This window comes from Acinetobacter lwoffii, from assembly GCF_052078135.1.
Lineage (GTDB): Bacteria > Pseudomonadota > Gammaproteobacteria > Pseudomonadales > Moraxellaceae > Acinetobacter > Acinetobacter lwoffii_Z.
In genome coordinates, this window is sequence record NZ_JBQGUZ010000005.1 from 59,044 (window position 1) to 72,908 (window position 13,865).

17 protein-coding genes are annotated in these 13,865 nt (G+C 43.5%); 6 read left to right on the forward strand and 11 right to left on the reverse strand.

Annotation, left to right across the window (positions count from 1 at the left end; genetic code table 11):
* Positions 1–116 precede the first annotated feature (116 nt).
* Positions 117–770 carry an oxygen-insensitive NAD(P)H nitroreductase gene (gene nfsB, locus ACTL4S_RS04750; RefSeq protein ID WP_039902155.1) on the forward strand — a complete coding sequence of 218 codons (654 nt, stop codon included), beginning with the start codon at positions 117–119 and terminating at the stop codon, positions 768–770.
* 106 nt (positions 771–876) lie between these two features.
* The gene (locus ACTL4S_RS04755; RefSeq protein ID WP_253147952.1) at positions 877–1,104 is read left to right on the forward strand and encodes a hypothetical protein; all 228 of its coding nucleotides are present in this window, start codon (positions 877–879) and stop codon (positions 1,102–1,104) included.
* Here the strand turns inward: ACTL4S_RS04755 and ACTL4S_RS04760 are convergent.
* The 4 genes from ACTL4S_RS04760 to ACTL4S_RS04775 all read right to left on the reverse strand — a co-directional run bounded on the left by ACTL4S_RS04760 (position 1,067) and on the right by ACTL4S_RS04775 (position 4,784).
* Complete coding sequence (locus tag ACTL4S_RS04760; protein WP_441298861.1) at positions 1,067–1,921, reverse strand: EamA family transporter; 855 nt, start codon at positions 1,919–1,921, stop codon at positions 1,067–1,069. The genes ACTL4S_RS04755 and ACTL4S_RS04760 overlap by 38 nt on opposite strands.
* Before the next feature lie 85 nt (positions 1,922–2,006).
* A complete protein-coding gene (gene fba, locus ACTL4S_RS04765; RefSeq protein WP_004279853.1) occupies positions 2,007–3,044 on the reverse strand; it encodes a class II fructose-bisphosphate aldolase in 1,038 nt (345 codons plus the stop codon).
* A gap of 119 nt (positions 3,045–3,163) precedes the next feature.
* The gene (locus tag ACTL4S_RS04770) at positions 3,164–3,442 is read right to left on the reverse strand and encodes a hypothetical protein (protein WP_441298862.1); all 279 of its coding nucleotides are present in this window, start codon (positions 3,440–3,442) and stop codon (positions 3,164–3,166) included.
* A 154-nt stretch (positions 3,443–3,596) separates the two neighbouring features.
* The gene (locus ACTL4S_RS04775; protein WP_114540756.1) at positions 3,597–4,784 is read right to left on the reverse strand and encodes a phosphoglycerate kinase; all 1,188 of its coding nucleotides are present in this window, start codon (positions 4,782–4,784) and stop codon (positions 3,597–3,599) included.
* A 139-nt stretch (positions 4,785–4,923) separates the two neighbouring features.
* Between ACTL4S_RS04775 and ACTL4S_RS04780 the strand changes: the two genes are divergently transcribed.
* The 3 genes from ACTL4S_RS04780 to ACTL4S_RS04790 are packed head-to-tail and all read left to right on the forward strand — an operon-like array spanning position 4,924 to position 7,098.
* On the forward strand, positions 4,924–5,307 hold the full coding sequence (locus ACTL4S_RS04780; RefSeq protein ID WP_004279857.1) for a DUF2237 family protein: 384 nt from the start codon (positions 4,924–4,926) through the stop codon (positions 5,305–5,307).
* A complete protein-coding gene (locus ACTL4S_RS04785; RefSeq protein WP_004729833.1) occupies positions 5,307–5,900 on the forward strand; it encodes a Maf family protein in 594 nt (197 codons plus the stop codon). Before ACTL4S_RS04780 ends, ACTL4S_RS04785 begins: the two co-directional genes overlap by 1 nt.
* A 28-nt stretch (positions 5,901–5,928) precedes the next feature.
* Positions 5,929–7,098: a ribosomal protein uL16 3-hydroxylase gene (locus tag ACTL4S_RS04790; RefSeq protein WP_441298863.1), complete on the forward strand. Its 1,170-nt coding sequence runs from the start codon at positions 5,929–5,931 to the stop codon at positions 7,096–7,098.
* 83 nt (positions 7,099–7,181) lie between these two features.
* Here the strand turns inward: ACTL4S_RS04790 and ACTL4S_RS04795 are convergent, their stop codons facing one another.
* The 5 genes from ACTL4S_RS04795 to ACTL4S_RS04815 form a co-directional block, all read right to left on the reverse strand.
* Positions 7,182–9,104 (reverse strand): sensor histidine kinase, encoded by a 1,923-nt coding sequence (locus ACTL4S_RS04795; protein WP_441298864.1) that lies wholly within the window; start codon positions 9,102–9,104, stop codon positions 7,182–7,184.
* Positions 9,104–9,787, reverse strand: a complete 684-nt coding sequence (locus ACTL4S_RS04800) for a response regulator (protein WP_216985969.1) — start codon at positions 9,785–9,787, stop codon at positions 9,104–9,106. The genes ACTL4S_RS04795 and ACTL4S_RS04800 overlap by 1 nt, the downstream gene beginning before the upstream one ends.
* 222 nt (positions 9,788–10,009) lie before the next feature.
* Positions 10,010–10,792, reverse strand: a complete 783-nt coding sequence (locus ACTL4S_RS04805; protein ID WP_005251597.1) for a glutathione S-transferase N-terminal domain-containing protein — start codon at positions 10,790–10,792, stop codon at positions 10,010–10,012.
* Positions 10,793–10,910: 118 nt separating this feature from the next.
* Complete coding sequence (gene rraA / locus ACTL4S_RS04810) at positions 10,911–11,420, reverse strand: ribonuclease E activity regulator RraA (RefSeq protein WP_004729838.1); 510 nt, start codon at positions 11,418–11,420, stop codon at positions 10,911–10,913.
* 12 nt (positions 11,421–11,432) lie between these two features.
* Complete coding sequence (locus tag ACTL4S_RS04815) at positions 11,433–12,098, reverse strand: NAD(P)H-binding protein (protein ID WP_004279867.1); 666 nt, start codon at positions 12,096–12,098, stop codon at positions 11,433–11,435.
* A 214-nt stretch (positions 12,099–12,312) separates the two neighbouring features.
* On the opposite strand from ACTL4S_RS04815, the gene rpsT reads away from it, so the two are divergent.
* Positions 12,313–12,582, forward strand: coding sequence for a 30S ribosomal protein S20 (gene rpsT / locus ACTL4S_RS04820; protein WP_004279868.1), 270 nt, complete (start codon positions 12,313–12,315; stop codon positions 12,580–12,582).
* 135 nt (positions 12,583–12,717) lie between these two features.
* Here rpsT and ACTL4S_RS04825 read toward each other — a convergent pair whose 3' ends face one another.
* On the reverse strand, positions 12,718–12,843 hold the full coding sequence (locus ACTL4S_RS04825) for a hypothetical protein (RefSeq protein WP_004729839.1): 126 nt from the start codon (positions 12,841–12,843) through the stop codon (positions 12,718–12,720).
* A 239-nt stretch (positions 12,844–13,082) separates the two neighbouring features.
* Positions 13,083–13,823: a histidine phosphatase family protein gene (locus tag ACTL4S_RS04830; protein WP_004279869.1), complete on the reverse strand. Its 741-nt coding sequence runs from the start codon at positions 13,821–13,823 to the stop codon at positions 13,083–13,085.
* Positions 13,824–13,865: the final 42 nt, after the last annotated feature.

A 13,865-nucleotide genomic window follows, 5' to 3' on the forward strand; every position in this document is an offset into this window, starting at 1 on the left:
TCATCTCAAAACAGGCTTTGCCTGATGCTTTTTTATTGTAATAATCAGGGGATGTGAAAAATGTATATATTTAAAACTTCTACTCGCTGTTTATTTAAAAAGATTGGAGTCCATTGATGGATTTACTCAAGATCACACAGACCCGCTATACCACTAAAGCCTATGATCCTAGCAAGAAAATCCCAGCAGAACAGTTTGAACGCTTATTAGAAATTTTGCGTCTGGCACCCTCTTCGATCAATATTCAGCCTTGGCATTTTTTTATTGCCGATCATGATGCCGCCAAACAGCGCATTGCCAAAGCCTTGGTTGGTACTTATGCCTACAATGCACCCAAAGTTCTGGATTCTTCACATACCATTTTATTCTGCACCAAAGCCGATATTAATGAGTTGCATCTAGAAAACTTATTGAACCGCGATGATCTCAGTGGCCGTTTTAAAGATGAATCAGCCAAAGAAGGTCAGAAAAATACCCGAGCAGGTTATATTCATTATTATCGTAATGAAAAAGGTGATATTCAGCGTTGGGCTGAAAACCAGACCTTCATTGCACTCGGTCAAATGCTCTTGGCTGCCGGAATTGAAGGGGTTGATGCCACACCAATTGGCGGCTTTGACGAAGAGATGATTAGTGAAGAATTACAACTTGCAGAACAGGGTTTGATCCCTTCTGTATTGCTGACTTTAGGCTATCGCAGTGAAAATGATTTCAATGCCAAACTCCCTAAATCACGTCTTGCCGCTGAAGATATTTTCACCAAACTGTAAGGAATTTATGCTATAAAAGGGGTCAAGCGCCCCTCTCCATATCAATTCGGGCCTATTTTTTGCTTTATTTAATTTACATCTAATAGAATAACAATAGAGGTCATCTATGTCGCTCCTTACATCCAAATCCCTGAAATTTGAATGCCATCATTGCGATAAAATTTATCTCCAGCACTATAAAGAGCAACAGCATCGTTATCCGCACTGTCCAGACTGCCAACAGGCCGGTTTATTAGTTGGACTGGCCGAAGCAGGCGACCTGCTCCGACATCCGATTGAATTTGCATCTTCTTATGTCAAACAGACATTGCATAAGCTAGGCAAATCACACTAGTCAAGCCTAGCAGCAATCCTAGAGTACTTGCAGGTTTGAGCCGCTCTTTAAAGAATACCAGACCTGCTATCACACCAAATACCACCACCAGAATATTCATGCCGGCAAAGACGATCGCCGGTGAATCCTTGAGCAGCATATGGGCTTTGACATAGAAAGCAATATTGGCAAAATTCAGGATACCCAATAACAGACCAGCGCCGATATTCTGCATCGAGCCCAAGCTTTTATATTTGATTAACAGATAGCCCATCGAAATGATCAGGGCACAAACAAACATTAGATTCAGCGCCACCGCGAATTGGAGGCCCAGACTGGTTGTATATTTCAACAATACATCAATCAGTGCATAACCGACCCAGACCAAGCCCAGATACAACATTCCCTGACTGCCCTGTCCTGTACTTTGTCGATGTGAAAACAGGATGCACAGCACTGCTCCAATACCTAAAGCGATCCCAAGTATTTTCAGCTGATTAAACTGTTCCTGAAAAATGAAATAGGCTGCAGCCAGTGACAAAACTACAGAAAGTCGCTGGGCAATTTCGGTTTTTAAAATTCCAGCCGTTTGCAAAGCCTTGGCCAAAAACAGAAATACGCTCGGAAGCAAAATACCCAGAGCCAGAATAAGCAACCAAGGCGTCTGAGACATTGAAATATGCTGAATATCAGGCTTAAACCAGAAAAAACACAAGAGACTAGCTGTCATATAGTTCCAGCTAATCATGTGTATCGGACTCAAGCCCTTATTTTTGGCGACTTTTAATAATATTGAGACCGCAACGCTACATAGCGCTGCTGCGAAAATCAGTTCCATATGCTGCTCTTATTCTTGATATTTATGAGTCTACAAAAAAGCCCACATTTGCAGTGGGCTTTTTTTATAAATGATTCACTGGGAATTATTTATAGTGTGACACCATTTTCTCTAAAGAGATTGGGCGAATCTTGTCTGCATTGCCTGCAGTACCAAAAGCTTCGTAACGATCGATACAGATTTGCTTCATTGCATCTACAGTTGCGCTGAAGAATTTACGTGGATCGAATTCGCTTGGTTTTTCTGCCATCATACGACGCATTGCACCGGTAGATGCTAAACGCAAGTCAGTATCGATGTTAATCTTGCGCACGCCGTGTTTGATCGCTTCAACCAGCTGTTCAACCGGAACACCGTAAGTTTCCTTGATGTCGCCGCCATACTGGTTAATCACTGCCAACCATTCTTGTGGCACAGAGCTTGAACCGTGCATGACAAGATGCGTGTTTGGAAGTGCTGCGTGAATTTCCTTAATGCGGTCAATCGCAAGAATATCACCTGTAGGTGGACGCGTGAACTTGTACGCACCGTGTGAAGTACCTACTGCAATTGCAAGCGCATCAACATTGGTATCAGCAACAAAGCTACGCGCTTCTTCAACTGAAGTCAGGAGTTGAGAATGATCCAGTACGCCTTCTGCGCCTACGCCATCTTCTTCACCCGCCATACCTGTTTCAAGGCTACCCAAACAACCGATTTCACCTTCAACAGATACGCCACACGCATGTGCCATTTGAACTGTACGGCGAGTCACATCAACGTTATATTCATATGAAGTTGGTGTTTTACCGTCTTCACCCAGTGAGCCGTCCATCATCACTGATGAAAAGCCTAACTGGATTGAACGTTGACAAATGTCAGGGCTCGTACCGTGGTCTTGATGCATTACCACTGGAATATGTGGCCATTCTTCAATTGCAGCCAAAATTAGGTGACGCAAGAACGGAGCGCCTGCATATTTACGCGCACCCGCAGATGCTTGTACGATAACAGGTGAATTGGTTGCATCTGCTGCAAGCATAATTGCACGCATTTGTTCTAAGTTGTTTACGTTAAATGCTGGTACGCCGTAAGCATGTTCGCCGGCGTGATCCAAGAGCTGGCGCAATGAAATAAGAGCCATAATATCCTCCCAGTGAATGCCCCATATTCTACATGTTCAAAGGTTTCAATTCAGCAACAAATAACACTATTTAAAAAAAATCCCTGCATTTGCAGGGATTTTGTGTCACATCAGCCAGATTAAGGTGCTACAGGCTCTGAAGTCGCAGTAACTGACTCGTCTGCAGTCGCTTCATCGGCTGGCGCATTGGCAACTTCAGCTGGAATATCGGTATTTTTTTCATCTAAAATTGGCTGATCAATGGCGTCAATGGCGGCTTGCTGTTCTGGAGTTACAGTCTGATCCGCCACTGCTGCCGAGCTTTCTGCTTCAGCTTCTGGTGCGCTTTCCTGTTTTGCACATGCAGTCAGTGCCAGAGAAGCTGCTAATAATACTGCGATAGTTAACTGTTTCTTCATCACGTATTCTCGTCATTTGGTGATTTAATGACTGCATCTTATGACAGATTTATTGCATTTTAATGACGAAGCCATGAAGGGTAAGTTTTCACTGTCAAAAAAATGACATAAAAAAAGCTGGCACTTGGCCAGCTTTTTAGCTTAGGACATGCCATTAAGCACGTTCTAACAATACCGCAACTGCAGGAAGGGTTTTACCTTCAACGAATTCAAGGAATGCACCGCCACCCGTCGAGATATAACCAATTTTGTCAGCCACTTCATATTTATCAATCGCAGCAAGTGTGTCCCCACCGCCTGCAATCGAGAAACCTTCCGATTCAGCAATTGCTAAAGATAAAGTTTTAGTCCCTTCACCGAATTGATCTACTTCAAATACGCCGACCGGGCCATTCCAAAGAATGGTTTTAGAGGTTTTCAGGATTTCTGCAAATGCTTTCGCAGTTTCTGGACCTACATCTAGGATCATGTCGTTGTCAGCAACATCTGCAACGTTTTTCACCGTCGCTTTCGCAGCAGCCAATGAACCCAAGAAATCTTCAAAGTTAATTTCAGAGGCATCTGTAACGACTACGTCAGTTGGAAGTGGAACTGATACTTTTGCAGCAATGGCTTTTGCTGTATCGATCAGATCCTTTTCACACAGTGATTTGCCCACGTTATAGCCTGCCGCAGCAAGGAAAGTGTTGGCAATACCGCCACCAACGATCAATTGATCACAGATATCAGAAAGTGAGGTCAAAACGTCAAGTTTGGTTGAAACTTTAGAACCTGCAACAATCGCCACCATTGGTTTTTCTGGAGTTTTCAGTGCACGACCAAGTGCATCCAGTTCAGCTGCCAATAAAGGACCTGCTGCTGCAACTTTTGCTAAACGTGCTACACCTTCAGTAGACGCTTCTGCACGGTGCGCTGTACCAAAGGCATCCATCACGAATACATCACAAAGTGCTGCATATTTTGCTGCAAGCTCTGGATTGTTTTTCTTTTCACCGACGTTAAAACGGCAGTTTTCAAGTAGAACCACCTGGCCTGGCTGAACTTCAACACCATTTAAATAGTCAGTGAACAGTTTCACTTCTTGGCCCAAAGCTTCAGTCAAGTAAGCCGCTACAGGAGCAAGTGACTGTTCAGCTTTAGGTTCACCTTCAACCGGACGACCCAGATGAGAATACACCATGACTGCAGCGCCTTTTTCTAATGCTGCTTTAATCGTTGGCAATGCTGCACGAAGACGCGCATCGCTGGTGATCACACCATTTTTAACAGGAACGTTTAAATCTTCACGGATCAGAACACGTTTACCTGCTAAATCGAGGTCAGTCATACGCTGAAAGTTCATGTAGAGCTCACTTTATAGATATTAAAACCAGGCGATTTTAAATGATTATGCAGAAAAAGGTTAGCATCTTTTGCAGAAAACATTATGAATGCCAAAGTTTTGTTATGATAGAAAAAAGCCTCTTTTAGATTCAGTCCCTATGTCGATACATCCTGATCCAAATCTTAACCGTTTGAACGTGTTAGGTGAGCCTTTGTCCAGCTGTTGCTTCGATCCGATTACCGGATATTTCCGCAATGGCTTTTGCCATACTGCGACCACCGATCTGGGCCAGCATACGGTTTGCGCGCAAATGACCTCAGAATTTCTGAATTTTTCTCAAAAAGTCGGTAATGACCTGATTACGCCTTTGCCCGAACTGGACTTCCCGGGCCTGCAACCGGGCGATTTCTGGTGTATCTGCGTAACGCGCTGGGTAGAAGCCTATGAAGCAGGTCAGGCGCCACCGATCAAGCTGCAAGCCTGCCACAAAGCTGTTCTGGCTTATGTACCGTTAAATATTCTTGAGGAATATGCTGTCTAATGAATTCTGCACAGATTATCTTGGCATCATCCAGTCAAACCCGCAAAGCGCTGATGGATCGTCTGCATATTGATTACATTTCCATGGTACCGGATATCGATGAATCTCCTCGCGGGGAAAATCACGCAGATGATCTGGCACAACGACTGGCTTTCGAGAAAGCCAGATATATTGCCGAACAGAATCCTGAAGCGATTGTGATCGGCTCGGATCAGGTGGCATGGCGTGAAGGTGCACCGGATATTTTTATTGGCAAACCGTTAACGACTGAAAAAGCTATTCGCCAGCTGCAAGCCAATTCGGATAAGATTGTCTATTTCAGTACGGCGCTCAGTGTGCAGCAACAATCGACGGGTTTCGAGCAAACGCTGATCGAACACTATAAAGTCAAGTTTCGTAAACTTTCTCAGGCCGAAATCGAGCGCTATGTCGAAATTGAACAGCCGTTACATTGTGCAGGCAGTTTCAAATGTGAAAGCCTCGGTATTAGCTTGTTTGAAGAAATGATCGGACAAGATCAGACCACGCTGATGGGCATGCCGATGATCAAGCTCTGTCATATTCTTCGTGAATTAAAAATTTTGGTTCCTTAATCTCCCATTTAAATTCAGGCTGTAATCTATGTCTCAACCTTTAGACGTATTAGGCGGTATTACCGCTGAACAATTCCTTAGCGAATACTGGCAAAAGAAACCTTTACTGGTGCGTAATGCGATGCCTGAAATCGCCAGTTTGCTTGAACCCAATGATGTGATGGAACTTGCGCTTGAAGAACATGTCACTGCCCGCCTCATCAAGCAGAAAGATCGTGATCCGAATCAATGGAACGTGAAATCTTCGCCTTTACTCAAAGCAGATTTCCAGAAAATGCCAAAACTCTGGACACTTTTGGTTCAGGCTGTAGATCACTATTCATTTGACCTGTCGGCGCTTTGGAAAAAATTCCCGTTTATTCCACAATGGCGTCGCGATGACATTATGGTGTCTTATGCTCCACAAGGCGGTTCAGTCGGCAAACATTTCGACTTCTATGATGTATTTCTGGTACAAGGCCATGGCCACCGTCGCTGGCAGCTTGGGCAAATGTGTGATGCCGAAACGGCATTCGTTCCAGGTCAACCACTTAAATTGTTACCTGAAATAGAAGTGAACTTTGATGAAGTGCTGGCACCTGGCGACTTGCTCTATGTGCCGCCTGGTCTGGCTCATTACGGCGTGGCTGAAGATGACTGCCTGACTTATTCATTCGGTTTCCGCATGCCAAATATCAGTGACATGATGGATCGTGTCGGGGATAAATTCTCTGAAAATGAAACGCTGCGTAACCCATTGCTGGATATCATCCGTGATCAAGTCGGTGCTATCGGTGAAGTGAGCAGCAATGAGCTGGAATATCTGAAAGAACACATCATGCAGCAACTGCATAATTCCAATGTTCTCGAAGATGCCATCATGAGCTTGATGTCCGAACCTAAATATCCTGAAAACCTGCCTGAAGCAGAAGAAATCGGTACAGGTGATCTGGAAGAAGCACTTGATCAGGGTTATAGCCTGATGCTCGAACCTGCGTCACGCCTACTCTATACTGAAACAGACGGCAATGTTTTGTTCTGGGCTAATGGTGAAGGTGTGTCCATCTCTGAGGCATTCACTGCAAAACTCAAACAGCTTGCAGATGGTGAAGCGTTGTTATTCGGTGAAGACTTCGCTGATGAAGAAATTCTGGAAGATGTTGCGGCATTATTAAATGAAGCCGTGTTAATGCTGGTTCCACCTGCTGACGACGAGTAAGCTTTCCAAGGCTCTATTTAAGCAATAATTTTAAGAGGATCACATGATCCTCTTTTATTTTTAGAGTCTAGAATTCTAACTAATTAAGGCTGATACAGCTCTAATACAACACGAATCAGCGTATCTCCTTGTTCAGATTCAATCTGGAACAATCCTCCCATGCGCTCAACCCGCATTTTCATGCTGCGCATTCCAATACTCAGACCATTTTTTTGCACCATGTCAGCATCGAAACCGATGCCATTATCCTGAATGCTTAAAGTAAGCTGATGTGGCTGGGAATATTCCAGACTGACTTTTACCTGACTGGCCTGACTATGCTTAATGATATTGGTCAGACTTTCTTCGACTACTCGGATCAAGGTCAAACACTGTAATGCCGTCGGTTCACGCTGCCAGACTTTTGGAAATGACCATTCAACTACAATCCCCATTTCTTCCATCAGCTGGGTAAAACGATAACGTACCGGTGCGATCCAGAGTACCGGCGTTTGTGGGACTTTATTTTCAATAGATGAACCACTGTCAATGATTTGTCTGAGATCATCTCTGAGCAGTTTCAGCATGGAAAGAAACTGCTGTTTAGAAACTGTTTCGCTACTTTGATCCACCAGAATCATGGAACGGACAATAGACCCTCCCAACCCGTCATGCAGTTCATGTGACAGATTAATCCGCTCTTGCAGACGAACATTGGTCAGCTCCAATTGATGTTTATCGCTCAGGCTTTTATTCAGGTCGGCACTGACCTGCTGGACTTTACGTTCTAACTGGCTATTAAATTTTTCGATTTTCCTGACATTACGATTCAAGCGTGTACCCATAATGAGCACCACAAACAAGGTAATAATCGGTGAGGTATAGGGAGATAAAGGTGAAAATTCATTGACCTTGGTTTGGTTCAACATGATCAGGTCGATAACTACACACAGCAAAATCCCCCAAAGACATAACGTCAGGAAGAGATATTCTCCATTTCGGGTTTTGATGGCCTGATAGCTGATATACACAGTACAACTGACAAAGAGCAATACATAGATGATAAACACTCCACCCAGTACCTGCTCCAAATAATCCAAGGGACTGATCATCACCAGTAGGCTGGACAGAACGCTGACCAGAGTAAATCCTCGCTCCAACTGCTTAAATTTCTGTTTTACAAAGCGGATCAGATACAGACAGAAGCAATGGATATAGGCAACAAAAAAAAGCATGTTAGCTTTACTTGCCGAAATCGTGGAGCGAAATGGAAAGTTTTCTGTCGTGAGCACATTGGAAATAAACAAAATCCATAACAGTGAACTGAGTGCCAACCAGCCAAAAGTGGTTTCTGAACGCCGGAATAACCAGATAATGAAACAGATCAGCCCAATCGTGGCCGAGAAAATCATATTGATCTGAAATACAGTACGGCGATCCCAGATTTTGCCTAGATACTGCTGGCTATTCACCAGTACATTATTAAATTGAATATTGCCCAGGCCCGCGCTTTGGAAACTGTAGCCATTTACGTAAATCAGGATTTCATTACTGTCTTTACGCAAACCGCTAATCGGGAAAACCCAGTAACGCGGCATATTCCAGCTTTTTGACAAGGGTTCTTGCAAGTTCCGGTCAGACCAAAGCAAGTCACCATTCAGGAATACGGCACCTGCCGAATTAATATAATCAATAGAAAAGGCAACTGGTTCTGCAAGGCGGATGTTGTCTTGGCATGACCAGCGCCAGACAATCTTGTACCAGGCACCCCCATGATAATTCTTCCAGTTATTCTGCCAGTTATCCGGCAAACGTACGCTTTGCCAGCCTGATGTCGGCATCTCGGTAGGACCCTGAGCCTGAACCTTCTGAATATATTCGATCTTCACCTGACAAAGATCATTAATCTGAAAATGGTTTTGTGCCTGACTGATACTACAGAACAAGCAAAGCCAGCTGCACAGGACAAAAACACCGATCCATTTCAGTCGCTGCCGTTTGCTGCTTCTGGAACAGGCAGATGACATTACAGAATTCCCAGATGCCGTGCGGTACTGACCGCCTTGGTACGTTTACTGACCGAGAGTTTGCGGTAAATATGCTTGATATGACTTTCGACGGTATAGCGTGATACACAGAGCTGCTCGGCAATTTCACGATTACTCAGACCTTGCGCAACCAAGGACAGGATTTCCTGCTCCCGCTGTGTGAGCGTTTCCTGATCCGCAGCTGGCCTGTTCTGCTCTACTGTTAATGAAATGGCAGGAATAGAAATCTGTTTTAAAATTTCACGGGCAACAAAGGGATCAATCGGTGCACCGCCACGCAAAATACTGCGAATAGCCAAAGCGACTTCAACATCATCCCGCTCTTTGAGCACATAACCGGTTGCGCCGGCCTGAATTGCGCTAAACAGACTATCCTGGGTACTCCAGGCAGACACTACCAGAATCAACGCTTGTGCGTCCTGTTCGCGGATTTTTTCAATAATTGAAATCCCATTCCCATCTGGTAACCCCAAATCTACTAAGGCCAGTGCAATCGGCTGTTGATGAACTATGGAATATGCTTCTTTAACCGTGTTGGCAAATAGCAGAACGTCTTCGTTATAACCTAGATTGCTTAATATGATTTTTAAACGGCGCTGGATGACATATTCATCTTCAACGATTAATACTGGTACTGGCAAGACTGCCTCCGATGCTGTCATAAGCACGCCCCTTATATTTATTTTTATATATCCCCTTTAAGATTAAAATATAAACAAAATCACACTAAAAATCATGATTTATTTATTTTTTATTATCTGAAGTTTTAAGCAGCGAGAAACGCTTACGCCCGTTTTCCATATCATAGACATAAAAAATGCCATCTGTTTAGCAGATGGCAGTTCAAGATAGAAAATCTTTTGAAGTTATACGAGCTGTCTACTTTAAGCAGTACCGTATTGCTGTTTTAAATATTTCACAATCTCAGCCGATTCAAACATTTTGGTATCTGTATTTGGATCGACCAGATAGGGAAGCTGAATATTATTTCCCATCATTTCAAACAAATGTTCACGCTTACCGCCTGGTAGTGGTTCATATTTTCCCGGTTTTAAACGCAATTTGGCCGGTCCATAATCTTGCCAGCGCTCTTTAGCGACATTATGAAAAACAAACGGCACTTCCAGTTCACTCAAAACGGCGCGTACAATTCGGGTATAAGGACTGGCCTCAAAGCCCCATAATTCTAATAACAGTTCAGGTGTTGGCCGATCCTTAATCTTGGGATTCACCATTCCGCCGCGTAAACCATTGAGGACGGTTCCCGCAATTGCAGCCACTGGAATTTTAGGATAGTGAGCATATTTCTTGGGAGTTTTGCCGGTTTTGCCATAATGCTTGAACAGATGATCGATAATATCCTGAGACTCATAGAATCGATCACCGGTATTTTCATCAACTAAAAAAGGAAATTGCAGTTTTCCACCCAATTGCTGCACCTCAGGACGGAAATGAGTACCCCCTCGTGGACATGGATAAACTTCATAATCCAGATTTAGCAAGGTCATGACTTCACGCACCCGACGACAAAATGGTGAACCCTCGTATTCATAGAGCTTCAAGGCTTTTTCAGGCTGATTTGGAAACGGTGTACCCACCATCCCACGTCCACCTTCAGCGATTGAAGAGGCCAAAGCTTGTACAACTTTAATTTGATGACCCAACATACTATTTTCCTGTTTTTTGTTTTATTAAACTGAAAGACAGAATGTAAGCATTCTGTCTTTTCGGGTATAGATCAGTTTTGTTGTTATTCTTTCATGCAGAAATGCAGATTCCGGCCGATTAAGCCACTAATGCTGTTTTAGACACCACAATACCATTATTGTCTGCATAGACATACTCGCCTGCATTAAACGTGACACCACTAAAACAGAGAGAAATATCAACTTCACCTACACCCTTGCGATTGCTCTTCTGTGGAATAGCCCCCAATGCATGCACACCAAGATCAAGTTCAGCAATTGCATCGACATCACGAACGCAACCGTAAATAATCACGCCATTCCAGTGATTTTTTACCGCTGATTCTGCAATCAGGTCACCCATCAAGGCACAGCGCATGGATGCACCGCCATCTACGACCAGGACCTTGCCTGTTCCATCTGTGGCCAACAACTCTTTCACCCGCGAGTTATCTTCAAAACATTTTACTGTCACAATCTGACCGCCAAAGGTTTTGCGCGCCCCATAACTCTTAAAAAATTTACCGTCCAGGCAAGGTGTCACCACCTGAAGCTCTAATTCTGGATGATCATCTAACAAGTCACAGGTAACAAATGCTGCTGTAGACACGGTGTTTTCCCCTCATTTCATTTTTTGTATGCGTAAATTATCATAAATTTCAAATTTTACCGTCTGAGTTAGCGCGGCCTCGACCATAGTATGAGCCACCTGCTCGGCTGTCACTGGCTTATACGCAAAACTATCCGGAATAAAACGCGATACTTTGTGGTAAACCTGCTGCGCGATATCTTCCAAAAAACGCTGCTCTGGACGTTCACCAATGAGCAATGAAGGTCGAATCAGGCTGATTCTGTCCAGAGTCAATGTTTGTACATATTCTTCCAGCTCACCTTTGACCCGATTATAGTAAAAATGAGATTGTGGATCGGCACCCATTGCACTCAGCAACAGGTAATGCGCTGAAGTTTGTTGTAACAGCTCTGCAAAGTGAGCATTTATGGTATAGTCAATACTATAAAATGCCTGTTTGGATCCGGCCTTTTTCATGGTGCTGCCCAGGCAGCTAAAACCATGGCTATGCTTGCTGACATCCTGATCATTCAACATCAGGAAATCTTCCAGTACCAGTTGTTGAACTTTATCCAAAGCATCCAGATCATTTTGATGTTTTCTGACCACTGCAGTAATCTGCTGGCAAGTCGGCTCATCTTGCAAACGTTTTATCAGTTGTTTTCCCACCAAGCCGGTGGCACCTATCACGATGGGATGAGTCAGTGATTTAGTCATTTTTTATACGATCTCCTAGGTGGAATACTAATCTAACGTTTTCTTTAGAATTTTTCTGCATCTAAAATGTTGTCAAAGCATGTCAAGACTTGACTTCGGTGCTTAGTTTAATCAAAATATGGCACTTGTTTACGGGCTGGTGATAATTCCTCTGATGTTGGTTTTCAGTTGAGTTTCAGCCCGCCCAGACCAATCTATTTCAAGGAGTGCACGAGTGGCAAACTCTGCTCAAGCTAAAAAACGTGCTCGTCAAAACGTTAAAGCACGCAAACACAACGCAAGCTTGCGTTCTATGGTTCGTACCTATCTTAAACGTACATTAGCTGCTATCAGCACTAATGACTATGCAGTTGCTACTGAAGCGTACAAATCGCTTGTTCCAGTAATCGACCGTATGGCTGACAAAGGCATCATCCATAAAAACAAAGCAGCTCGTCATAAGAGCCGCTTGAACGCGCAAGTTAAAGCACTAGCTTCTAACTAATCGCAAATGAAAAAAGCCCTTTTTAGGGCTTTTTTTGTGCCTGAAATTTCAAGAAATCAGAAAAACAATCCGTTTAGATGCCCCTCATCTAGCCGATACGATGAGATAAAAAACTGATTCGCCCCCCTTTTTAGATTATTGATCTTTATCCATAGAAGATGGCGAAGTGGTTTTATCCTGTTTCGTATTGTCAGTGTCCCGCTTTTGACATGCGGTTAAACCCAGAATCGCGATCAGGCTAAAAATTGTGATAATTTTCATAGTTTTTCCTCAAGATGAATATTTCTATATTTATTAAGCATAGATAATTTTTATACTTACATTATTGAATTTTCACCCTATAAATGTAAAAGAAGCAGTTTAGAATTTATTTTTATCGTTTTAGCCTGACTTTTATTGAATGATCAATATGAAAGGCCACATCCTTTTTATAATTTTTAACTCCCCAATAAAAAAACTCAACTGCTGCGAACAATTGAGTTTTGAAAGAATATTTTCATTTAAGAAAGTTGGGAACGTTTAAAATCAGCAATATCCAGTTCATGTACCTGACCGCGCCAGATCCATTTCAGCTTAGATTCCAAGAATACATCACCCTCAAACCAGACAAACAGACCTTCCATCATTTTCGGCCAGTCTTCCCGACTGACATCCTGACGCCCTGACATCACCGCAATCATGGCTGCGAGAATAGTGTCGTGGCTAACGGCCAAACTTAGCCCATATTTATTTTGTGGATGGGTGTTGTAAATCAGTTCTAGTACATCCACTACGCCATGAATCGGCTGTTTCATCCCCGGCAAGGCATTATTGACAAAACTGTTAATAAAACCGAGCGCACCTTGCTTGGCAAAATAAGGCCCTGCTTTTTGAATATCCAGCACAAAGCTGCCAGGCTCCACTAGAAGTCCCTGTTCAATAATTTCAATACGATGGGTATTCTGCTCAGGGGTAACCGCATCTGCCCCCTCAATCATCAATGCAGCGGTATCAATACAACGCTGAATCGGACTTGAAATACAGTGATGAATCACACGATCAGTTTGATCAGCCAGATAAGCACCCCACTCTTGCGCCAGATCCCGTCCCTGATTGGTCAGTTGCAGATCATAGCCTGCCAAACCTTGACCCGGAACCTCCTCACGAATCGAATGCCGTGTGAATAAGGTGACAGGCGTTTGTACATCGGGCAATAAATCAATTGCACTCAACATACTCGGTGGAAGCAGTTTCAGGGACACGTTACAGCCAACTCTGGATTGGTAATAGGTTAAGCACCACTA

What these genes read in the sequence shown, in the direction of transcription:
- ACTL4S_RS04780 (WP_004279857.1), top strand. Translation starts at nt 4,924, where the DNA reads ATGTCGATACATCCTGATCCAAATCTTAACCGTTTGAACGTGTTAGGT.
- ACTL4S_RS04770 (WP_441298862.1), bottom strand. Translation starts at nt 3,442, where the DNA reads ATGAAGAAACAGTTAACTATCGCAGTATTATTAGCAGCTTCTCTGGCA.
- ACTL4S_RS04785 (WP_004729833.1), top strand. Translation starts at nt 5,307, where the DNA reads ATGAATTCTGCACAGATTATCTTGGCATCATCCAGTCAAACCCGCAAA.
- ACTL4S_RS04755 (WP_253147952.1), top strand. Translation starts at nt 877, where the DNA reads ATGTCGCTCCTTACATCCAAATCCCTGAAATTTGAATGCCATCATTGC.
- ACTL4S_RS04805 (WP_005251597.1), bottom strand. Translation starts at nt 10,792, where the DNA reads ATGTTGGGTCATCAAATTAAAGTTGTACAAGCTTTGGCCTCTTCAATC.
- ACTL4S_RS04825 (WP_004729839.1), bottom strand. Translation starts at nt 12,843, where the DNA reads ATGAAAATTATCACAATTTTTAGCCTGATCGCGATTCTGGGTTTAACC.
- ACTL4S_RS04815 (WP_004279867.1), bottom strand. Translation starts at nt 12,098, where the DNA reads ATGACTAAATCACTGACTCATCCCATCGTGATAGGTGCCACCGGCTTG.
- ACTL4S_RS04795 (WP_441298864.1), bottom strand. Translation starts at nt 9,104, where the DNA reads ATGTCATCTGCCTGTTCCAGAAGCAGCAAACGGCAGCGACTGAAATGG.
- ACTL4S_RS04760 (WP_441298861.1), bottom strand. Translation starts at nt 1,921, where the DNA reads ATGGAACTGATTTTCGCAGCAGCGCTATGTAGCGTTGCGGTCTCAATA.
- ACTL4S_RS04790 (WP_441298863.1), top strand. Translation starts at nt 5,929, where the DNA reads ATGTCTCAACCTTTAGACGTATTAGGCGGTATTACCGCTGAACAATTC.
- ACTL4S_RS04800 (WP_216985969.1), bottom strand. Translation starts at nt 9,787, where the DNA reads ATGACAGCATCGGAGGCAGTCTTGCCAGTACCAGTATTAATCGTTGAA.
- ACTL4S_RS04775 (WP_114540756.1), bottom strand. Translation starts at nt 4,784, where the DNA reads ATGAACTTTCAGCGTATGACTGACCTCGATTTAGCAGGTAAACGTGTT.
- nfsB (WP_039902155.1), top strand. Translation starts at nt 117, where the DNA reads ATGGATTTACTCAAGATCACACAGACCCGCTATACCACTAAAGCCTAT.
- fba (WP_004279853.1), bottom strand. Translation starts at nt 3,044, where the DNA reads ATGGCTCTTATTTCATTGCGCCAGCTCTTGGATCACGCCGGCGAACAT.